This is a genomic window from Streptomyces sp. CBMA152 (assembly GCF_014596475.1).
Classification (GTDB): domain Bacteria; phylum Actinomycetota; class Actinomycetes; order Streptomycetales; family Streptomycetaceae; genus Streptomyces.
Genome location: NZ_MECJ01000027.1, coordinates 117,556 through 138,579 on the forward strand (window position 1 = coordinate 117,556; position 21,024 = coordinate 138,579).

General features: G+C 71.7%; 14 protein-coding genes. 7 read left to right on the forward strand and 7 right to left on the reverse strand.

All coding sequences use genetic code 11. The features are described from left to right. Positions 1-386: 386 nt before the first annotated feature. A complete protein-coding gene (locus BG418_RS23360; protein ID WP_188275961.1) occupies positions 387-1,400 on the forward strand; it encodes a LacI family DNA-binding transcriptional regulator in 1,014 nt (337 codons plus the stop codon). Here the strand turns inward: BG418_RS23360 and BG418_RS23365 are convergent. After that, a complete protein-coding gene (locus BG418_RS23365; protein WP_188275925.1) occupies positions 1,387-3,507 on the reverse strand; it encodes a SpoIIE family protein phosphatase in 2,121 nt (706 codons plus the stop codon). The two genes, BG418_RS23360 and BG418_RS23365, sit on opposite strands and share 14 nt — an antisense overlap. Positions 3,508-3,939: 432 nt before the next feature. Here BG418_RS23365 and BG418_RS23370 point away from each other — a divergent pair, with 432 nt between their 5' ends. After that, positions 3,940-5,547: a phosphodiester glycosidase family protein gene (locus tag BG418_RS23370; protein WP_188275926.1), complete on the forward strand. Its 1,608-nt coding sequence runs from the start codon at positions 3,940-3,942 to the stop codon at positions 5,545-5,547. 43 nt (positions 5,548-5,590) lie between these two features. Here the strand turns inward: BG418_RS23370 and BG418_RS23375 are convergent, their stop codons facing one another. Beyond that, positions 5,591-7,654 carry a SpoIIE family protein phosphatase gene (locus BG418_RS23375; RefSeq protein WP_188275962.1) on the reverse strand — a complete coding sequence of 688 codons (2,064 nt, stop codon included), beginning with the start codon at positions 7,652-7,654 and terminating at the stop codon, positions 5,591-5,593. 140 nt (positions 7,655-7,794) lie between these two features. After that, on the reverse strand, positions 7,795-8,700 hold the full coding sequence (locus BG418_RS23380; RefSeq protein WP_188275927.1) for a phosphatidylinositol-specific phospholipase C: 906 nt from the start codon (positions 8,698-8,700) through the stop codon (positions 7,795-7,797). A gap of 457 nt (positions 8,701-9,157) precedes the next feature. On the opposite strand from BG418_RS23380, the gene mgtA reads away from it, so the two are divergent. Next, positions 9,158-11,896 carry a magnesium-translocating P-type ATPase gene (mgtA, locus tag BG418_RS23385; RefSeq protein WP_188275928.1) on the forward strand — a complete coding sequence of 913 codons (2,739 nt, stop codon included), beginning with the start codon at positions 9,158-9,160 and terminating at the stop codon, positions 11,894-11,896. Between the two features lie 119 nt (positions 11,897-12,015). After that, positions 12,016-12,549, forward strand: coding sequence for a GNAT family N-acetyltransferase (locus BG418_RS23390; RefSeq protein WP_188275929.1), 534 nt, complete (start codon positions 12,016-12,018; stop codon positions 12,547-12,549). Here the strand turns inward: BG418_RS23390 and BG418_RS23395 are convergent. From BG418_RS23395 to BG418_RS23410, 4 genes are all read right to left on the reverse strand, one after another. Next, positions 12,546-13,760, reverse strand: coding sequence for a sensor histidine kinase (locus BG418_RS23395; RefSeq protein ID WP_188275930.1), 1,215 nt, complete (start codon positions 13,758-13,760; stop codon positions 12,546-12,548). The two genes, BG418_RS23390 and BG418_RS23395, sit on opposite strands and share 4 nt — an antisense overlap. Continuing rightward, positions 13,757-15,478: a cation acetate symporter gene (locus BG418_RS23400; RefSeq protein ID WP_188275931.1), complete on the reverse strand. Its 1,722-nt coding sequence runs from the start codon at positions 15,476-15,478 to the stop codon at positions 13,757-13,759. The genes BG418_RS23395 and BG418_RS23400 overlap by 4 nt, the downstream gene beginning before the upstream one ends. Positions 15,479-15,507: 29 nt before the next feature. Beyond that, positions 15,508-15,864, reverse strand: a complete 357-nt coding sequence (locus BG418_RS23405) for a hypothetical protein (protein WP_188275932.1) — start codon at positions 15,862-15,864, stop codon at positions 15,508-15,510. A gap of 75 nt (positions 15,865-15,939) precedes the next feature. Then, positions 15,940-16,989 (reverse strand): PP2C family protein-serine/threonine phosphatase, encoded by a 1,050-nt coding sequence (locus BG418_RS23410; RefSeq protein WP_188275933.1) that lies wholly within the window; start codon positions 16,987-16,989, stop codon positions 15,940-15,942. 170 nt (positions 16,990-17,159) lie between these two features. Here BG418_RS23410 and BG418_RS23415 point away from each other — a divergent pair, with 170 nt between their 5' ends. From BG418_RS23415 to BG418_RS23425, 3 genes are all read left to right on the forward strand, one after another. Continuing rightward, positions 17,160-17,753 (forward strand): TetR/AcrR family transcriptional regulator, encoded by a 594-nt coding sequence (locus BG418_RS23415; RefSeq protein WP_188275934.1) that lies wholly within the window; start codon positions 17,160-17,162, stop codon positions 17,751-17,753. Next, positions 17,746-18,570, forward strand: a complete 825-nt coding sequence (locus BG418_RS23420; protein ID WP_188275935.1) for an alpha/beta fold hydrolase — start codon at positions 17,746-17,748, stop codon at positions 18,568-18,570. The genes BG418_RS23415 and BG418_RS23420 overlap by 8 nt, the downstream gene beginning before the upstream one ends. A gap of 152 nt (positions 18,571-18,722) precedes the next feature. Further along, positions 18,723-21,014 (forward strand): glycosyl hydrolase family 18 protein, encoded by a 2,292-nt coding sequence (locus tag BG418_RS23425; RefSeq protein WP_188275936.1) that lies wholly within the window; start codon positions 18,723-18,725, stop codon positions 21,012-21,014. Positions 21,015-21,024 lie beyond the last annotated feature (10 nt).

Consider the following 21,024-nt stretch of genomic DNA (forward strand, 5'->3'; position numbering starts at 1 on the left):
CTCCTTTGCTCGGACCAGACGTGCGAGTGCTCGGACCAGCGGTGCGGGCATGAGCGACCGGGCCGGCACCGGGGGTCGGGGGGCGCCCCCCAGAAAGGCACGGCACCGGCCGCTCACATCGGCAGACTTTGCGGTGCGAATCTTCAAAAAGTCAATAGGCAGCCCCAGTTGGATGCCGTATGTGCAGGTCAGCGTTGTGGACAAAGGAAGTTGCGGCGATCTACTAATGCGCTTTAGAGTCATGGAGCTCAAGCGCTTTAGTACGCCGGGGCATTCATCGGTCGCAGACGGCCGGATCCACCGGGAAAGGGGCACGGGTGACACAGGGCCCGCCGTCCGGCAAGGACACGTCGGCGGGGCGGCGCACTCCCGCGCGCCGCCCGACCATGAAGGACATCGCCCAGCGGGCCGGGGTGTCGGAGAGCGCGGTGTCGTTCGCGCTCAACGACCGGCCGGGCGTCTCGGAGGTCACCCGCGACCGGGTCCGCCGGGTCGCCGAGCAGCTGGGCTGGCGGCCGAGCACGGCGGCCCGCGCGCTGTCCGGCGAGGGCTCGGCGACGGTCGGCCTGGTGGTGGCGCGCCCGGCCGCGACGCTCGGCGTGGACTCGTTCTTCCTCCAGCTGATCTCCGGCATCCAGGAAGTCCTGGCGGAGCGTCAACTCGGCCTGCTCTTCCAGGTGGTGGAGGACGTCCGGGCCGAGTGCGCGGTGTACCGGCGGTGGTGGGCCGAGCACCGGGTGGACGGGGTGCTGGTGGTGGACCCGCGCACCGATGACCCGCGCCCGGAGCTCCTGGACGAGCTCGGGCTGCCGGGCGTCGTCATCGGCGGACTGCCCGACACCCACCCGAATCTGTCCCAGGTGCGCGCGGACGACACCGGGGCGATGGCCGCGGTCGTCGGACGGCTGTACGCCCTTGGGCACCGGCGGATCGTGCACATCGCCGGTCTGGAGTCGCTGGCCCACACCGACCGCCGTATCCGCTCGCTGCGCGCCGAGGCCGATCGGCGCGGCCTGACCGGGGTGCGCTCGGTGACCACGGACTACTCGGACACGGAAGGCGCCGCCGTCACCCGCCGGATGCTCACCGGGGACACGCCGCCGACCGCGCTCGTCTACGACAACGACGTGATGGCGGCGGCGGGAGCGGCCGTGGCCACCGGACTCGGCTTCTCGGTGCCGCACGATGTGTCGATCGTGTCCTGGGAGGACTCGGTGCTGTGCCGGATGGTCCACCCGTGGCTGACCGCGCTCTCCCGGGACACCGTCGCGTTCGGACGGCTGGCCGCACGGGAATTGACCGCGCTGCTCGACGGCGGCGCGGCCCGGTCGGTGCCCATGCCGCTGCCCCGTCTGATCGAGCGCGAGAGCACCGCTCCCCCGCCGCTCAGCGGGGCCTGAGCAGCAGCAGCGCCACGTCGTCGCCGCGCTCGCGGGCCTCGGCCACATGCCGTACGAGCGCGTCGGCCACCTCCTCCAGGGGGCGGCTTCCGGCGGCGGCCAGCCGGTCGGCGACGGCGGCCAGCGACTCGTCGAGGTCGACGCCCGGGATCTCGATCAGACCGTCGGTGTACAGCGCGAGCACGGATCCGGGCGCCAGCGGCACCTCCGTGGTCGGGTAGACCGCGCCCGCCTCGATGCCGAGCAGCGGCCCGCCCGCGAGGTCGAGCACCCGCACCCGGCCGTCCGGGGTCCGCAGCAGCGGCTGCGGATGTCCGGCCCGGGCCAGCAGGGCGCGCCCGCGCGCGGCGTCCAGGTGCAGGTAGATGCAGCTGGCGAAGCGTTCGGTGGCGAGGTCGACCAGGAGCCGGTTGGTGGACTCCATGACCCGGCCGGGACTCTGTCCGACGGCCGTGTAGGCCCGTACGGCGGTACGCACCTGTCCCATCAGGCCCGCCGCGGTGACGTTGTGGCCCTGGACGTCCCCGATGACGGCGGCGGCCGCGGTGCCGACGGGCAGCAGGTCGTAGAAGTCGCCGCCGATGTCCATGCCCTGGGTGCCGGGCAGATAGCGGGCCGCGACCTCCAGGCCGGGCAGCTCGGGCAGGGTGTGCGGCAGCAGGGCTTCCTGGAGGCCGTGGGCGAGCCGGTGCTTGGCGTCGTACAGCAGGGCCCGCTCCAGGGCCTGGGCGATGAGGCCGCCCACACTGGTCAGCACCGCGCGCTCCTCGGCGGAGAAGGTGCGCTGCTCGGCGAAGCCAAGCACGCAGGTGCCCACGGGGCGGCCGGAGGCGATCAGCGGCAGATAGGCCCAGGCGGCCATGCCATCGGGCGTGGCGTACCGGCTGGGGTAGAGGCGCTCCAGCTGGCGCTGCGACTCGAAGAAGGCGGGCACCCCGGTGAGCAGGGCGCGGGTGCCCGGGGTGCGGGCGCTCAGCGGCATCCCGTCGAACCGCTCGACGACCGAGGCGTCCTCGTATCCGCGCTGGCCCAGAACGTGCAGGCGCCCGCCGGAGGAGCCGAGCATCACCAGGGTCCGGCTGCCGACGGCCGGCATGATCTCGACGGCCACCAGGTCGATCACGTCCTGGACGCCGACGGCCTCGGTCAGGGCGCTGGCCAGGCTGAGGATGTGCGAGATGGTCACGAGCCGCCCCGGGCCCTCGCCGGAGTCGCGGGGCGGGCGGCCCGGGCGGGGCGCGGCGCGGGCCCGGGTGATGCGCACGCTCAGGCCTGTGGTGCTGGGGTAGAGCCGGAAGGAGAGCCAGTCGCCGGGCGGGCGCAGCGCCACGAACGAGGTGATCTGCTGGCTGAGCAGCGCCGCGCGATAGCTGTCCTCGTACATCGGGTCGTCGAGCCACGGCAGTGTGGTCCAGGGGGTCGCGCCGAGCAGCCGCTCGGCCGGGATGCCGAGCAGATCGCCCGCCGCCTGGTTGGCGTAGCCGATCCGCCCGTCGAGATCGAGCGCGCACAGCCCGTACGGGAGGCGCGCGGCCATCCGTACGGCCTCGGCGGCGACGTTCTCCCCCAGGTCGGTCTCCTGGAGGCGGACGCCGGAATCGGGCAGCACCGGGCGGCCCTGCGCCGCCGCCCACTCCATGTACTCGGCCAGCCGGTCGCAGGCCGCAGCCAGGCGTTCGCGCTCGCGGCTGGAGAGGTCGGGCGGGTGCGAGCCGGGCCAGGTCACGTAGACCGCCCCGTACACGGTCTCCGCGCTCGCCACGGGCAGGGCGGCCAGGGCGAACGGATAGGGCAGCACCACGGCGATCCGGGGGTAGCGCCCGGCCATCTCCTCCTCGCCGCCCACCCAGACGAGCCGCCGCTCGCGGGCCGCGTCGGCGACCGGGATGGGGGCGCCGAGCCCTACCCGCTCCCAGGGCGCGGCGAACACCCGGGGCAGCCCGGCCATCGCATTCATGACCAGCACGTTCTCGCCCGGATCGAGCACATAGACGGCGCCGGAGTGGGCCTGGACGTCGTCGAGCATCCCGGTGAGCACCCGGGAGAGCACCGCCTCGTGCGGGGGCGCGCGATCGGCCGGGGAGCCGGGCGCATCCCGGTCGGGCATGGCCGACCACCTCCTCCACGGCCCCGCGACACCTCTGATCCAGGCTCCCCCTCGCGGGGCCCGCGCGCACGGCGAGAGCGCCCGCCGGCCGCACGCGGCACGGCGGACGGCAGCCGACCGGGGGACAGCGCGACGGCGCGGACGGCGTTTCGCGTGGAAGATCCGCCCGACTCCGTTATGAATCGGACGAAATATCTGACAGATCATCCGATCACCGGGATGGGGCCGATGAGACGAATGCCCCGGCGAGGGGCACAGCAGCCCTTCTCCGTACCGGAGTTGACTATCCGTCCACCCCACTACTTCTGGCCTCCCGGCTCGTTCACCCATCAGTGAGAGTCACTTCACGTGGGCAGCGTGTGACGTATCAGCACAAGTCATGTCCACACCATCTAATTTTCGACGCACCTTCCCACCCATGAAGGAAGCCTCATGCGCCGAACCACCCTCGCCGCCGCGTTGTCAGTCGCCGTCGCCCTGACCACCGCGGTCGCCCTGCCCGCCGCCGAGGCCACGCCCCACAGTGTCCTTCGGCCCGCCTCCGCATCCGCCGCCCAGCCGTTCCTGCCGCCGCTGCCGACGACCGCGCCGCCGGTCACCCGGACCCTGAGCCCCGGCGTCACGCTCACCGCGCTCACCTTCGGCAGGAAGAACGCGGCCGACTACTGGACCGCGCATGTGTTCCTGCCCGCGGACCCCGGCGGTCCGGTCGGGAAGGCCACCACGGAGCTCGGCCCCAAGGACACCGCGGACCAGGTCGCGGACGCCCTGCGGGAGAAGGGGTTCGCCCCGCGCGTCGAAGAGGTCCGCTCGCCCGCCTACGCCGACCTGCCGGCGGGCACGCTCGGCTGGACGGTCCGCATCGGCGCCTACGCCGAACGCGCCGAGGCCACCGCCGAGCTCGCGAAGGTGAAGGCCGCCGGGTTCACCGGGGACACCCGCTACACCGGGCAGGACGGCACGGACACCAACGCGCCCGAGAAGGTCCACGTCCTCAGAGTGGACTTCCGCAGGTTCCACGGCAGCGTGGGCACCGAGTTCGGGCCCACGCTGCACGGCACCGAGCCCGCCACCGAGCTGATCTCCCTGGCACACGCGGTCGCGGGCATCAACGGCCAGTGGTTCTACAACGACGCGCCCGGCGGGTTCTACGTCAAGGACGGCAAGGTCCTCGGCACCGCCACCCAGGGCCGCGGCGCCATCATCTCCACCAAGGGCGGCCGTTCGGTCCGCGTCGACACGCTCACCGCGCACATCTCGATGCGTACGTCCCGGGGCGCTATCCAGGAGCTGGACGGCGTCAACCGCTTCCCCGGGGACGTCTGGAACTGCGGCGGGGACAGCGACGACATCCCGACCGACAAGCCGCAGCACGACTTCGAGTGCACCGACCCGAACGAGCTGATCCAGTTCACCCCCGAGTGGGGCACCCCGCCGACCGGCACAGGGGCCGAGGCGGTCATCGACGCGAGCGGTGAGGTCGTCGCGGTCAACTCCTCGCGCGGGGCGGCTGTTCCGCCCGGCGGCTCCACCGTCCAGGCCATCGGCGACAGCGCCGACTGGCTGCTCAAGAAGGTGCGGGTGGGCGACCAGCTCGACATCAGCACCCGGGTCAGGGACGGCTACGGCCGCACGATCCCGCTCACCAGGGACACCCAGATCATGCAGGTCGGCCCGACGCTGGTGCGCAAGGGCAAGGTGTCGGTCAACGCGATGGGCGACGGGATCATCAGGTTCGGCTCCGACCACACCTTCACGTACGACTGGACCAACCGCGCCAACCCGCGCTCGATGATCGGCGTCGACGGCGACGGGCGGCTGATGCTGGTGGTCGTCGACGGGCGCCAGGCGGGCTACAGCGAGGGGCTGAGCATCGCGCGGACCGCCGATCTGATGCACCAGCTCGGTGCGCGCGAGGCGCTCAACCTCGACGGCGGCGGCTCCAGCGTGATGGTCACGGCGGCCGACGGGGTCATCAACCGCCCGTCGGACTCCTCGGGCGAGCGCTCGCTCGGCAACGCCTGGGTCATCAAGCCCTGAGCACTCCGGTGCGGCCCGTGCTCCGGCGCGGGCCGCACGGTCGTCAGTCCTCCGGGGGTTCCTCCGGCGGTACCACGGGCGGCTCGGCGAACAGGTCGGTCCTGGCGTTCTCCTCGATCCTGCTGCCCTCCGGGACGAACTCGCACCACACCGCCTTGCCGTCGCCCCTGGGCTCCACCCCCCAGCGGGACGACACCGCCTCGATCAGCATCAGACCGCGCCCGGAGGTCGCCGCCTCGCCCGGGGTGCGGCGGCGCGGGCGGACGCTGGAGCGGTCCTTGACCCACAGCCGTACGCGCCGCACCGGCTGGGGCAGCACCTCCAGGGTGAGGACCGCGCCGCCCTCGGTGTGCAGCAGGACGTTGCCGAGGAGTTCACCGGCCGCCAGTTCCACGTCGTCGACGAGTTCGGCGAAGCCCCAGTCCTCCAGGGCGCGGCGCAGGGCGACCCGGGACTCGGCCAGGCCCTCCGGGTCGGCCTGGTGGATGTACTGGTGGATGCGGGGCGCCTGCGGAGTGCCCGGGTCGGGCGCCCGGCGCAGCAGCAGGAGGGCGACGTCGTCGCCGGTGCCCCAGCGCTCCCAGAGGCTGGCGGAGAGATGGTCGGCCAGCGCGTCCGGCGACTCCGGGCCCGCCCGGACGGCCGCCTCCAGCGCGTCCATCCCGGCCGCGATGTCCAGACCCGGCTCCTCGACGAGTCCGTCGGTGCACAGCACCAGCATCTCGCCGGGCACCAGGTCGAGCCGGGTCTCCGGGAACTCCTCGTCGTCGAACTCGGTGGCGAGCCCGAGCGGCAGGCCGCCGCGCAGGTTGGGGCGGCCGACCCGGCCGTCGGTGTGCCGGATGAACGGCCCCAAGTGGCCCGCGCGCACGGCCCGTACACCGCCGGATTCCAGGTCCACCTGCGCGTACGTACAGGTCGCGAAGCGTTCGGTGTCGAGTTCGGCGAGGAAGCGCGAGGCCCGGGCGAGGACGGTCGCGGGCGGGTGGCCCTCGCCCGCGTACGCGCGCAGCGCGATCCGCAGCTGGCCCATGATGGCGGCGGCGTGGGTGTCATGGCCCTGGACGTCGCCGACGACGACCCCGACCCGGCCCCGGGGCAGCGCGATCACGTCGTACCAGTCGCCGCCGACCTCCCGGCCGCCCCAGGCCGCGTGGTAGCGCACCGCGATCTCGGCGCCGGTGAACACGGGCACATGGCGCGGCAGCATCGACGCCTGGAGCCCGGTGGCGAACTCGCGCTCCTGGTCGAAGAGGATGGCCCGCTGGAGCGACTGGGCGACGATGCCCGCCAGACCCAGACAGAGATTGCGGTCCTCGGCCGAGAAGTCGCTGCGCCCCCGGAAGAACAGCGCGAGACCGCCGACCGGCCGGGCCTGGGCGATCAGCGGCAGGAACGCCGCCGCGTCCACTTCGAGGCTCTGGATGTACGGGGCCAGGCGCGGGAAGGTGTCGCCGAGCTCCGCGAGCGAGGTCACGAACCGGGCCTGGCCGGTCAGCACGGCCTCGGCGAGCGGCAGCGAGTCGTCGAGCCGGTGCAGCGACAACTCCTCCAGCGCCTCCATCGAGTCACCGGCCGCCGCGATCACCTTCAGCACACCGCCCTCGACCAGGCCCAGGACAAGCCCGTCGGCGCCGAAGCGCTCCATGCCGCCGGTGCCGGTGAGCACGGCCGCGACATCGTCCACGGTCACCGCCTTGGACAGTGCCTCCGTGGTGCCCTGGACCATCCCGGTGATACGCCGGCGGCCCGCCTCCAGCGGGCTGATCACGGTGAACTCGGTGAGTTCGGTCGAGGCGTTGCGGACGATCCCGATGACGCGGTACGCGGTGCCCCGCTTGTCCCGCAGGATCCGGCCGCGCACATGGGTCCACTGCCGGTGCCCGTTGCGCCGCCGCACCTGGAAGTACGCGCCGTACGAAGAGCGCCCGGTCTGCATGGCCTCCTCGATCACCGCGGCGATCCGGACGCCCTCCTCGGGCGGGACGCGGGTGGAGACGGTCCCGGGGAGCCCGTCGTACTCCTCGGGCCGCAGGTCGAAGACGGCGAGACCCGCGTCGTCGAACTCCAGGGTCCCGGCGTCCAGGTCCCAGTCGAAGCTGCCCATGCGGTTGAGGGCCAGCCTCTCGCCCGGCCCGATCCTCCGTCGGTCGCGTCCAGCCACTGCGTCAGCTTATCTTCGCGGGTTTTTCCTCCGCATCACGGAGGAGCGCCCCGGACGCCGATCGCGGCGGGTGCGGCACACAGTCACCCGTTCGGCCGCGATGAGCGGGCGGTGGGGCCCGGGTTGTGCCGCAGCACCGCGTCGATCAGGCCCGAGGTCGCCTCGGGGAAGTCCATCGGGACGATGCCGAGGCCGGTCCTGCCGGTGAGCGCCGAACCGTTCAGGAAGGTACGGACCTGCGGGTTGAGCCGGTCCGCGTTCCATTCGGGCGGCAGCCCGGCCGCTGTGCTGACATAGTTCATATAGAGCTTGCCGGGCTGGTCGGCGGCCTTGCGGAACTGGGCCTCGATCTTGGGATACTTGCCGAAGGGCTCGGCGTTGTAGTCGTCCTGGATGTCGAAGAGCGCCGGATCGCCGTAACGCACGCCCGGCAGACCGCCGTTGTCGGCGAGCAGCACGACCTTGCCCCGGGCCTCGCCGAGCGTCGGCAGGGTGGAGTCGAGCCGGAACAGCGGCCGCCAGCCCTTCTGGTCGAGGTAGATGTCGAAGATCCGGCGGAACTCGGCGTCGCTCTCCGTCGAGTACTCCTGCTTGACGCGCATCAGGACGGTCTCGGTGGGGTGCGCCGCGAGGAAGTCCCGGCAGGCGATGAGCACATCGCCGAACATCAGGTTCTGGTAGAAGGCGGCGTGGTGGATGGCGAAGGAGTCGCCGGTGACCCGGCAGCGCACGTCCAGGAAGCGGATCCCGGCGCCGAGCTGGTCGGCGATCACCGCGTTCTGGCACTTCACCCAGAGCCCGCCGAACCGCGCGCCCGAGTCGTGCGTGCCCGGAATCGTCAACTGGCGCAAGGGAGTTGAGCCGCTGATGCCCGCCATCCAGTCGGCGACTGCGAGCGTGCGGGCGGTGGCCGGTGCGGCGCCCGCGTAGGCCAGCAGTCCGGCGGCCGGAAGCACGGCCGCGCCCTTGAGGAACCCCCGCCGGTCCATGCCCACGCTCCCCCTGCCGCTCTGCGGCCTCGGTCGGCACATCTGTGCGTCGCGTCGCATGGAAGCACAGACGGCCCGAGGACGACAGGCATCGCACAGCACGGATTACCGGCCGGTAGTCCGGGTGGGCCGCGCATCCATGCTACTTTCGTGAAGACGCAAATAAGGATCCGCACCCTGCGGAACCGGCGTCCTTGCCATGCCCGTGCGAGCCGAGGAGGTGTTCGGGATGAGTCCCGACCGAAGTCCTCGCCGCACCGCGCCGACCGGCTGACCTTCTGACGCCTTCGGGCTGACAGCCGCCTTTTCTCGGCACTTCTTACTGCGGCACGCGGCGCTTTCCCGCCGCGCCGTTACCTGCGTACGCCCATGTCATCGCGTACGCACGCTCATTCCTCACCACTCCATGTGACCGCACGGACGCGTCCTGCCGTCATGCTCGGAGGGAGATTTCGTCATGACCATGCTTACCCCGGAGAAGATCGCTCCGCCGGGCCGGGGCACCCCCGGCCGCCGCGAGCGCAAGGCCGCCGAGCTGGAGGCCCGCACCCGGGCCGTCGGCGCGCGGCTCGCCGCCCTCAGCGCACACCCCGCCGCCCGGGTCCTCAAGGAGCTCGACGCCGACCGCACGGGCCTGGGCCACGCCGACGTCCTGGAGCGCCAGGAGCGGTTCGGCCCCAATGTCGTCGCCCATGAGAGGACCCCGAGCTGGCCGGCCCAGCTGGCCAGGGCGTACGCGAACCCCTTCATCGCCGTCCTGGTCTTCCTCGCCGCCGTCATGTACTGGCAGGACCCGGCGGACCCGGGTGTCGTCATCCTCTCTGTGATGGTGGGGGTCAGCGGGCTGCTGCGGTTCTGGCAGGAGTACCGCTCGGGCCGGGCGGCGGACGCCCTCAAGAAGCTGGTGACCACCACCACGGCCGTACAGCGCAGGGCCGGTCGGGCCGCGCAGCCGACCGCCGTCGAGGTGCCGATGGACCAGGTGGTCCCCGGTGACATCGTGAAGCTGGCGGCCGGTGACCTGATCCCGGCCGACCTGCGGATCATCTCGGCCAAGGATCTGATGGTCTCTCAGGCCGCGCTGTCCGGCGAGTCGTTGCCGGTTGCCAAGGCCGACACCCGTACGAACGACCAGGGCCAGCACGCCACTTCCGACCCCGTCGACGCCGACAACCTCTGCCTGATGGGCACGTCGGTGACCTCCGGGACCGCCACCGGTGTCGTCGTGGCCACCGGCGCGGACACCTACTTCGGCTCGATGGCCGGATCGCTCGCCGGTGAGCGGCCGCAGACCAACTTCGACAACGGCGTACGCAAGGTCAGCTTTCTGCTGATCCGCTTCATGCTGGTGATGGTCCCGGTCGTGTTCGCGATCAACGGGGTCACCAAGGGCGACTGGAACGAGGCGTTCCTCTTCGCCGTCGCGGTCGCCGTCGGGCTCACCCCCGAGATGCTGCCGATGGTCGTCTCCGCCAACCTGGCGCGCGGCGCGGTCGCGATGTCCAAGCGCAAGGTGGTCGTCAAGCGGCTCAACGCGATCCAGAACCTGGGCGCGATGGACGTCCTGTGCACCGACAAGACCGGCACGCTCACCGAGGACCGGATCGTCCTCGACCGCTATCTCGACGTGCACGGCGACGACGACAACGAGGTCCTGGAGTACGGCTACCTCAACGCCCACTTCCAGACCGGTCTGAAGAACCTGATGGACCAGGCGGTGATCGACCGCGTCAACGAGGCCGAGGAGGTTGTCGTCGACGCCCGGTTCTCCCTGGTCGACGAGATCCCCTTCGACTTCGCCCGGCGCCGGATGTCGGTGGTCCTCAACCGCAACAGCTTCCTGGACCCCGACAGCCTCATCGGCACCAACGCCCGGCCCGAGCACGTCATGGTCACCAAGGGCGCGGTCGAGGAAGTCCTCGGCCTGTGCACCCACATGATGGACCGGGGCGAGCGCGTCGCCCTCACCGACCAGCTGCGGTGGCACGTCACCCGGATCGCCGAGAAGAACAACCGCGAGGGCCTGCGGGTCCTGGCCGTCGCCACCCGCACCCTGCCCGAGCCGCGCGACACGTACACCGTCGCGGACGAGGCGGAGCTCACCCTCATCGGCTACCTGGCCTTCCTCGACCCGCCGAAGGCGGACGCGGCGGACGCCCTGCGGGGGCTTGCCGACAAGGGCATCGCGGTGAAGGTCGTCACCGGCGACAACGAACTGGTCGCGGCGCGGGTGTGCGCCGAGGTCGGCCTGGAGGTCGGCGAGGTCGTCACCGGCTCGGTCATCGACACCCTCGACGATCTGGAACTGCGCGAACTGGCCGTCCGCACCACGCTGTTCGCCAAGGTCAACCCGGTCCAGAAGGCCCGCGTCGTGCGCGCGCTCCAGGCGGAGGGCCACACGGTCGGCTTCCTCGGCGACGGCATCAACGACGCCGCCGCGCTGCGCGACGCCGATGTCGGCATCTCGGTCGACACCGCCGTCGACATCGCCAAGGAGTCGGCGGACATCATCCTGCTGGAGAAGGACCTCACGGTTCTGGAGCAGGGCGTGGTGCAGGGCCGCACCACGTTCGGCAACACCATCAAGTACATCAAGATGACGGCGTCGTCGAACTTCGGCAATGTCTTCTCGGTTCTGGTGGCGAGCGCCTTCATCCCCTTCCAGCCGATGCTGGCGATCCATCTCCTGGTCCAGAACCTGGTGTACGACATCGCCCAGCTGGCCACGCCGTGGGACCGGATGGACGAGGAGTACCTGCGCAAGCCGCGTAACTGGGACGCCAAGGGCATCGGGCGGTTCATGGTGACGATCGGGCCGATCAGCTCGGTCTTCGACATCACCACGTTCCTGGTGATGTGGAACGTGTTCGGCGCCGACAGCGAGGCCCACCAGAGCCTGTTCCAGTCGGGCTGGTTCGTCGAGGGCCTGCTCTCGCAGACGCTGATCGTGCACATGATCCGTACCCGCAAGATCCCCTTCATCCAGTCCCGCGCCTCCTGGCCGGTGATGGTGACGACGGTCCTCGCGGTGGCGACCGGGCTCTTCCTGCCCTTCTCCCCGCTGGCGGACAGCCTGGGCTTCACGGCCCTGCCGATGAGCTACTTCCCGTACCTCTTCGGCACGCTCCTCGCGTACTGTGCGCTCACCCAGCTGGTGAAGACGTGGTACATACGGAAGTTCAACACCTGGCTGTAGCAGCGACGAGGGCGACCCCGGTGCCGCCGAGTCGGGTGACGGGCTCGGCGGTCCGGCGCCCCGGTCGCCCCGGCGCGCGCCGATTACCGATCCGGGCGCGTATTCGACAGGATGGGCGCATGACCGAGATCCACACCCCCCGTCTGCTCCTGCGCCGCTGGGACGAGGACGACCTCATCGCCATGGCCGACATCAACGCGGACCCCACTGTCATGCAGTGGACCGGCGACGGCTCGGTGCGCGATCTGGAGCAGACCGCCGACGACATCGAGCGCTGGGAGGAGGAGTGGGACGAGGAGGGCTTCGGGCTCTTCGCCGTCGAGCTCCTCGGCTCGGGCGAGCTCGCCGGGTTCACCGGTCTGACCCTGCCCACCTCCCTGCCCGAGCTCATGCCCACCACGGGCATCTGCTGGCGGCTCGGGCGGCAGTTCTGGGGCCAGGGGTACGCGTCGGAGGCCGCGCAGGCGTCGCTGGAGTTCGCGCTCCAGGACCGAGGCCTGGACAAGGTCATCGGCGTCGCGCGGGTGGGCGACAGCGCCTCGGCGAACGTGCTGGGCAAGCTCGGCATGGCCCCGGAGCGCACCATGAGGCACCCGGAGTACGGCCATGACCTGGCGGTGCACTCGATCGACCTCACGGAGTACGAGGGTTAGCTCTCGCCGGGCCCGGGGGCCGGGTGGACGCCCGGCTGGTACTTGGGGAGCCGGACCGTGATCTTCATTCCGGCCCCCACCGCCGTCTCGATGACCAGGCCGTGCCCGTCCCCGTACACCTGGCGCAGCCGGTCGTCGACGTTGGACAGGCCGATGCCGCCGGACGCGCCCGGCTCGCCCGCGAGGATGCGGCGCAGCCGGTCGGGGTCCATCCCGACGCCGTTGTCCTCGATGACCACGAGCGCCTCGGACCCGGCGTCCCGCGCGGTGATGTCGATATGGCTCCTGTCCTGCGGGGCGGCGCTGCCCTCCAGGCCGTGTTTGACCGCGTTCTCCACGAGCGGTTGCAGACACAGGAACGGCAGCGTCACGGGCAGCACCTCGGGGGCGATCTGCAACGTCACCGAAAGGCGCTCGCCGAACCGGGCGCGGACAAGCGCCAGGTACTGGTCGATGGCGTGCAGCTCCTCGGCGAGCGTGGTGAAGTCGCCGTGCCTGCGGAACGAGTAGCGGGTGAAGTCGGCGAATTCCAGGAGCAGTTCACGCGCCCGGTCCGGATCGGTGCGGACGAACGAGGCGATCACGGCCAGCGAGTTGAAGATGAAGTGCGGGGAGATCTGGGCCCGTAGCGCCCTGATCTCGGCCTCGATCAGCCGGGTGCGGGAGCGGTCGAGGTCGGCGAGCTCCAGCTGGACCGAGACCCAGCGCGCGACTTCGGCGGCGGCCCGTACCAGGACGGCGGACTCCCGCGGCGCACAGGCGACGAGCGCGCCGTGCACCCGGTCGTCGACGGTGAGCGGGGCGACGACCGCCCAGCGCAGGGCGCAGCCGTCGTCGTCGCAGTGGATACGGAACGCCTCGCCCCGGCCGCTCTCGCGGATGCGGGCGAGCCGCTCCAGGATCTCCGCACTGTGGTGCTCCCCCGCCCCGTCCCAGGTCAGCACGGTATTGCGGTCGGTGAGGCAGAGCGCGTCCGTGCCGAGCAGGGTGCGCAGGCCGCGCGCGGCCCGGCGGGCGGTGTCGTGGGTGAGCCCGGCGCGCAGCGGGGGCGCGGCGAGGGACGCGGTGTGCAGGGTCTGGAAGGTGGCGTGCTCGACCGGGGTGCCGAGGTCGCCGAGCCCGGGCCTGCGCGCGGTGCGCCGGCCGGCCCAGAAGCCGACGGCGACCAGCGGGAGCGCCGCCGCGAACATCCCGGCCAGGAATCCGATCACGGCTGCGCCTCCCGGGGTGCGGGGCCGCCGTACAGCGCTTCGGGCAGATGGAAGCGGGCCAGTATCGCGGCCGTGCCGGGCGGGATCCGGCCCGGGGTCGCGAGTGAGACCAGCACCATCGTCAGGAAGCCGAGCGGCACCGACCAGAGCGCGGGCCAGGCGAGCAGCGCGCGCAGCGGCCCGCCGCCCGGCAGGCCCGCCATGGTGGCCGTGACCGCGCACAGCGCCGAGCCGCCGCCCATGACCATCCCGGCGACCGCGCCCGGCGGGGTGAGCCCGCGCCACCAGATGCCGAGCACGAGCAGCGGGCAGAACGAGGACGCGGAGACCGCGAACGCCAAGCCCACCGCGTCGGCCACCGGCAGTTTCGCCGTTCCGCTGGCCGCGAGCGGTACGGCGATGGCGAGCACGGTGGCGAGGCGGAAGTGCCGCACTCCCCCGTGCCGCACTCCCCGGGCGGGCAGCACGTCCTGGGTGAGGACGCCCGCCACCGCCATGGTCAGTCCGGACGCGGTGGACAGGAACGCCGCGAACGCGCCGCCCGCGAGCAGCGCCCCGAGCAGATTGCCGCCGACCCCGCCGATCACCAGATGCGGCAGGACGAGCACGGCCGCGTCGGCCTGACCGGTGAGGGTGAGCTCGGGCGCGTACAGCCTGCCGAGCGCGCCGTAGACGGGCGGCAGCAGATAGAAGGCGCCGATCAGGCCGAGCACGACGACGGTGGTGCGGCGGGCCGCGACGCCGTGCGGGCTGGTGTAGAAGCGGACCACGACGTGCGGAAGTCCCATGGTGCCGAGGAAGGTGGCGACGATCAGTCCGTACGTGGCGTACAGCGGCCGCTCCGGACGCGCGGGGGTGTGCGGGGCGTCCGCGTCGGTGGTCGGGACCGGGTCGCCGGTGGCGAAGACCAGGCGGGTGCCGCGCTCCACGCGGTGGGTGCCGGCGGGCAGCAGGATGCGCTCGGCGCTGCGGCGGGTGCCGTCGACCGTGCCGGTCGCGGTGATCGTGAGCGGACGGGCGAGCCGCATGTCGAGGGTGTCGTCGACGCGTACGGTCCGCTGCTCGCGGAAGGCGGGCGGCTCGTCGAAGGCCACGCGCGGAGTGCCGTCGCTGTGCCAGGCGAGCAGCAGGAAGAGCGCGGGCACGAGGAGCGCGGTGAGTTTCAGCCAGTACTGGAAGGCCTGCACGAAGGTGACGCTGCGCATGCCGCCCGCGGCCACGGTGGCGACGACGACCACCGCGACCAGCACCCCGCCGAACCAGCGCGGCGCACCCGTGAGCACCTTCAGGGTCAGCCCCGCGCCCTGGAGTTGCGGCAGCAGATAGAGCCAGCCCACGCCGACGACTAGGGCGGCCGCGAACCGCCGCACCGAACGCGATTCGAGCCGGGCCTCGGCGAAGTCGGGCAGCGTGTACGCGCCGGAGCGGCGCAGCGGTGCCGCGACGAACACCAGGAGCACGAGATAGCCCGCCGTGTATCCGACGGGGTACCAGAGCATGTCGGGGCCTTGGACGAGGACGAGTCCCGCGATGCCGAGGAACGAGGCGGCGGAGAGGTATTCGCCGCTGATCGCGGCCGCGTTGAGGCGCGGTCCCACCGTACGCGAGGCCACGTAGAAGTCGGAGGTGGTACGCGAGACCCGCAGGCCGAGCGCGCCGACGAGGACGGTGGCGACGACCACGAGCGCCACGGCCGGTACGGCGTAGTTCTGGTTCACGGCTCACGTTCCTCGGCGGCGGGGCGCGGTCAGCGGTCCTCGACGAGGCGGGCGAAGTCCCGCTCGTTGCGCTCGGCGCGCCGTACGTACCAGCGGCCGAGCAGCACGAACGGTGCGTAGACGCCGAAGCCGAGCACGCCCCACACGAGCCCCGGGTCGTCCCGCCGCGCGGCGAACACCAGCGGCAGCGGCCCGACAAGCAGTACCAGAACGGCGAACACCGCGAGTCCGGTGAGGAGTTGACTGCGCATCAGGGAGCGCACATAGGTGTGGCCGAGGGTGGTCTGCTCGTCGATCTCGGTACGGGGGCGGTAGCCGCCGACCCTGCGGGCCTGCCGGGGCACCCCGGTGACGACCTCGCGGCGTTCCGCCGGATCCTGCGGCACGGCTGCCCCCTCAGACTCTCCGACACCAAAAGTCCCCTCGCCGCCAGAGACTAGTCGCGGTGACGCAACCAGACCCTAGTCGCGGTAGCGCAACAGCAGCATGGCGGCGTCGTCGAGGAGCGGGCCGCCGGTGTGCAGCATCAGGTCCTGGCGCAGCAGGGCGAGCGCGGTCTCGGGGTCGGGGTGGTCGAGCAGATGGGTGCGCCGGTGCAGCGGATAGAAGGCGCCCGAGCGGTCGCGTGCCTCGGTGACGCCGTCGGTGTAGAGGAGGAGCTGGTCGCCGGGGCCGAAGTCGACGTGGTGCGGCTGGGGTCCCTCGCCCGGCAGCAGCCCGAGCCCCAACGGCAGGGCGTACTCCGGCGGTTCGGGGAAGCCGACCTCGCCGTCCGCGCGCAGCAGGACCGGCAGCGGATGCCCGTAGTTGAGCAGCACCGCGCCCCGCTCCGGGGACAGCTCGGCGATGAGCGCGGTGACGAACTTCTCGCCTCGCAGCGAGCGTTCGGCCGCGCGCTCGACGCGCTCCCCGACGCCTTTGAGGTCGGGTTCGTCGTGCGCGGCCTCGCGGAAGGCGCCGAGGACGGCGGCCGCGGTCTCCACCGCCTCCAGGCCCTTGCCCTGGACGTCCCCGATGATCACCCGCACACCTTCCGGCGACGCGACCACTTCGTACAGATCGCCGCCGATCCTCGCCTCGGCGACCGCCGAGGTGTACGAGACGGCCGCCCGCAGATGTCCGGCGCTGCGCGGCACCGGGCGCAGCAGGACCCGCTGGGCGACCTCGGCGATCGATCGGACGCTGGCGAGCTCCCGCTCGCGCCGCTGTCGCATCACGGCCGCGACCACGCCCGCGATGGTCACCCCCACGACGGAGGCGAGCGCGGCGAAACCCCGGCGCTCCTGGAACAGCCCGTTGTACAGCCCGAGTCCACAGCCCACGAGCAGGGCCACCACGCCGACCGTCACCGTGCGCCGCCAGCCGCCCACCAGGCCCGCGAAGGCCGGGCCGAGCGAGACGAGCGCGAGCAGCCCGACGCCAGGCCCGGCCGCCACGTCGACGAACGCGACCACCGCCATGACCGCGTACGGCAGGACCAGGAGCACGCCCGTGCCCGATCTTCGCGCCATGCCACCTCACCCCTCCCGGTACGGAGAGCCGCCGTGCCCTCTCAGTCCCCGGTGACACGCGTTCCGAATCACCCCGACCACTTGTTGGATGACCCGCACACCGTACCTATGTATATTAGGAATGAACCTAGGAGCCCTAGGTAACGCTGCACTGCGGAGGAGGCGGGCGCATGGCGCGTGCGGGACTGACGGCCGACCGGGTCACGGCGGCCGCCGCGGACCTGGCCGACGAGATCGGCTTCGAGAAGGTCACCCTGTCGGCCGTGGCACGGCACTTCGGGGTCAAGGACGCGAGCCTGTACTCGCACGTCAGGAACGTGCGGGAGCTCCGGACGCGGGTGGCGCTGCTCGCGGGCGGCGAGATGATCGACCGGATCGCCGTCGCGGTGGCGGGCCGGTCCGGCGAGGACGCGCTGTTCGCGTTCGCCGACGCCTACCGGGCGTACGCCGTCGAGCACCCCGGGCGGTACGCGGCGACCCAGATCAGCGTCGACCCCGAGGCCGCCGCCGGATCGGCCGCGCTGCGCCGGACCGTCGAGATCACGTACGGGATGCTGCGCGGCTACGGCCTCGCCGAGCCGGACCTCACGGACGCCGTGCGCCTGCTGCGCAGCACCTTCCACGGCTTCAGCACGATCGCCGCCCAGGGCGGCTTCAACCACACGCGGGACGTGGAGACCTCGTGGCGGCGGGCCGTCGCCGCGCTGCACATCGCGCTCGAACACTGGCCTTCACCGGCCGGAGGGGGAAACACCGATGCCTGAACTGCGCGTACCCGACGCGACCCTGCACTACGAGATACGCGGCACCGGACCCGTACTCCTGATGATCCCGGGCGGCGGCGGGGACGCCGGCACCTTCGACATCGTGGGCGCGTACCTCGCGGACCGGTTCACCGTGGTCTCCGTCGACCCGCGCGGCAAGTCCCGCAGCGCGGCGCACGAGGTCGGTCTGGACCAGAAGGTCGAGGTGCACAGCGACGACATGCGCCGACTGCTCGACGAAGTCTCGCCGGACGAGCCCGCGTTCGTGTTCGGCACCAGCTCGGGCGCGATCACCGCGCTCGACCTGCTGACCCGGCATCCGCAGCGACTGCGCCTCGTCGTCGCGCACGAGCCGCCGACGCTGGGACTGCTCCCCGACGCGGACCGCTGGCACGCGGCCTTCGCCGAGGTCGTCGACGCGTTCCGCCGCGAGGGGCTGGGGGCGGCCATGACCGTACTCGGCGCCGCCGCGGGCGCGGAGACCCCGGACGAGCCGGACACCCCCGGCGCGCCCGAACCCGACCCCGACCGGATGCGGCGCACGATCGCGAACATGCCGCAGTTCGTGGAACGCGAACTGCGGCAGTTCAGCGGCCATATGCCGGACCTGGCGACACTGGCAGCACATGCCGACCGCTTGATCCCGGCGGCGGGCCGCGCCTCCCGTGGCCTGCTACTGGCCCGCCCGGCAACGGTACTCGCGGAGCGCTTCGGCACCGATCTCGCCGAATTCCCGGGCGGACATGTCGGGTTGAGCACGCATCCGGTGAGGTTCGCGGAGACGCTGCGGCAAACGCTGCGATCCCGGGCGAGTTAAGGGGCGCGGGGAACTGCGCGACCAGCCACGCACGGTCCGCAGCCAAACTGACCGCAAAAGGTCTGGACCAACCCGTTGACCGATTGGTCCAGACCTTCTACCGTGCGCAGCAATCCACCCTGCCCCATCCCCCACGGCACCAGGGAGGAACCATGTTCGTACCGCTGCGCCGAAGACTCCTCGCCCTGCTCGGCACCCTCCTGCTCCCCGCAGCCATCCTCACCGCAACCCCCGCGCAAGCGGCCCCGCAAGCGACCGGCGGACTCACGGCATCCTTCACCAGCCAGGACAACGGCTCCTGGTGGAAGGGGACATACATGGTCCGCAACACCACCGCCTCCCCCGTCACCGGCTGGACCCTGGCGTTCGATCTCCCCGCAGGGGTCACCATCAGCGGCAACTACAACGGCGACGCCACCGTCAGCGGCCGCCATGTGACGGTGAAGAACGCGTACTACAACGCCACGGTCCCGGCCAACTCGACCACCGAGCCGTACAGTTACTGGTTCGTGGCCAGCGGCCCGATCGGCTCCCCCACCGCCTGCACGGTCAACGGCGACAAGTGCGACGGCACCCCTGATGTGCCGCCCACAGCGCCCGGCGCACCCAAGGTCACCTCGGTCACCGCGCACACCGTCTCGCTCGGCTGGGCCGCCGCGACGGCGGGCGACTACCCGATCGCCTCGTACGACGTCCTGAACGGCGGCGGTACGGTCGTGGCCACTGCGAGCGCCACCTCGGCCACCGTCTCCGGGCTCACCCCGGCCACCGCGTACAGCTTCACCGTGCGCGCCAGGGACACGCGGGGCAACACCGGGCCGCAGAGCGCGGCGGTCGGCGCGACGACCACCGACCCGGCGTCCGACCCGGTCCCGCCGACCGCGCCCGCCAACTTGCGCTCCACGGGCCGCAGTTCGACGAGCGTGAGCCTCGCCTGGGACGCGTCGACCGACAACGTCGGCGTGGTGGCGTACGACGTGTACCGCGACGGGACGCTCTCCCAGACCGTCCCCGGCACGACGCTCGCGACGACCGTCGGCGGGCTGACCCCGGCCACGTCGTACACCTTCACCGTGAAGGCGCGGGACGCGGCGGACAACGCGTCGGCCGCTTCCAACGCTCTCGCCGTCACCACCGACGACCAGGCGGGCAGCGGCAAGTATCTGAAGGTCGGATACTTCGCCCAGTGGGGCATCTATGGCCGTCAGTACTTCGTGAAGAACCTCGACACCTCGGGTTCGGCCGCGAAGCTGGACGTCGTCAACTACGCCTTCGAGAACCTCGATCCGGCAAATCTGACCTGCCTCGCCGGGGTCACCAAGGGCGTCGGGGCCGATCCGCAGGACCCCGACCAGGGCACCGGCGCGGGCGACGCGGACGCCGACTACGGCCGGGCGTTCAGCGCCGACCAGTCCGTCGACGGCGTCGCCGACGACGGATACGCCAAACTCCGGGGCAACTTCAACCAGTTGAAGAAGCTCAAGGCCAAGTACCCCAACCTCAAGGTCGTCGTCTCGCTCGGCGGCTGGACGTACTCCAAGTTCTTCACCGACGCCGCCGCCACCGACGCCTCGCGCAAGAAGTTCGTCTCGTCCTGCGTGGACGTATGGATCAAGGGCAACCTGCCCGTCTACAACGGCGCGGGCGGCCCCGGCACCGGCGCCGGGGTCTTCGACGGCATCGACCTCGACTGGGAGTGGCCCGGCTCGCCCGACGGCCACGCGGGCAACCACTACTCCACGGCGGACAAGGCCAATCTCGCCCTGCTGCTGGCCGAGTTCCGCAAGCAGCTCGACGCGGTCGGCGGCCCCCACAGGCTGCTCACCGCGTTCACGCCCGCCGACCCGGCCAAGATCCAGCAGGGCTGGGACCTCACCAAGGTCTTCTCCTCGCTCGATTTCGCCAATGTGCAGGGGTACGACTTCCACGGCGCCGGAAGCGACAACTCCTGGGAGCCGAACCGCACCGGCCACCAGGCGAACCTCTACACCGACGCGCAGGACCCGTACGCCACCCACTTCAGCGTGGACGCGGCCGTGCACGCGTATCTGGACGCGGGGGTCAACCCGCGCAAGATCACTGTGGGGTTCCCGTTCTACGGGCGCGGCTGGCAGAGCGTCGCCGACGGCGGGGCGCACGGCGAGTGGCAGTCCGCGAACGGGGCCGCGCCGGGCCAGTTCCCGGAGGAGGCGGGGGTGCGCGGCTACAACAACCTGATCACCGGCGTGCCGGGCCTCACCGTCTACCACGACGAGCAGTCCGTCTCGACGTACGCGTACACCGGTTCCGGCGGACAGTGGTGGACCTTCGACGACACCTGGTCGATCGGGCAGAAGACGGCCTACCTCAAGTCCAAGGGGCTGCTGGGCGCCATGGTCTGGGAGATGTCCGGCGACACTCCGGGCGGCACGCTGATGAGCGCGCTGGCCGGGGGTCTTGGCTGACCCGCGCCGC

Bases quoted from the DNA above. Each gene is read 5' to 3' on its own strand.
- BG418_RS23360 (WP_188275961.1), top strand. From the start codon at position 387: ATGAAGGACATCGCCCAGCGGGCCGGGGTGTCGGAGAGCGCGGTGTCG.
- BG418_RS23390 (WP_188275929.1), top strand. From the start codon at position 12,016: ATGACCGAGATCCACACCCCCCGTCTGCTCCTGCGCCGCTGGGACGAG.
- BG418_RS23415 (WP_188275934.1), top strand. From the start codon at position 17,160: ATGGCGCGTGCGGGACTGACGGCCGACCGGGTCACGGCGGCCGCCGCG.
- BG418_RS23420 (WP_188275935.1), top strand. From the start codon at position 17,746: ATGCCTGAACTGCGCGTACCCGACGCGACCCTGCACTACGAGATACGC.
- BG418_RS23425 (WP_188275936.1), top strand. From the start codon at position 18,723: ATGTTCGTACCGCTGCGCCGAAGACTCCTCGCCCTGCTCGGCACCCTC.
- BG418_RS23370 (WP_188275926.1), top strand. From the start codon at position 3,940: ATGCGCCGAACCACCCTCGCCGCCGCGTTGTCAGTCGCCGTCGCCCTG.
- BG418_RS23365 (WP_188275925.1), bottom strand. From the start codon at position 3,507: ATGCCCGACCGGGATGCGCCCGGCTCCCCGGCCGATCGCGCGCCCCCG.
- mgtA (WP_188275928.1), top strand. From the start codon at position 9,158: ATGACCATGCTTACCCCGGAGAAGATCGCTCCGCCGGGCCGGGGCACC.
- BG418_RS23410 (WP_188275933.1), bottom strand. From the start codon at position 16,989: ATGGCGCGAAGATCGGGCACGGGCGTGCTCCTGGTCCTGCCGTACGCG.
- BG418_RS23375 (WP_188275962.1), bottom strand. From the start codon at position 7,654: ATGGGCAGCTTCGACTGGGACCTGGACGCCGGGACCCTGGAGTTCGAC.
- BG418_RS23380 (WP_188275927.1), bottom strand. From the start codon at position 8,700: ATGGACCGGCGGGGGTTCCTCAAGGGCGCGGCCGTGCTTCCGGCCGCC.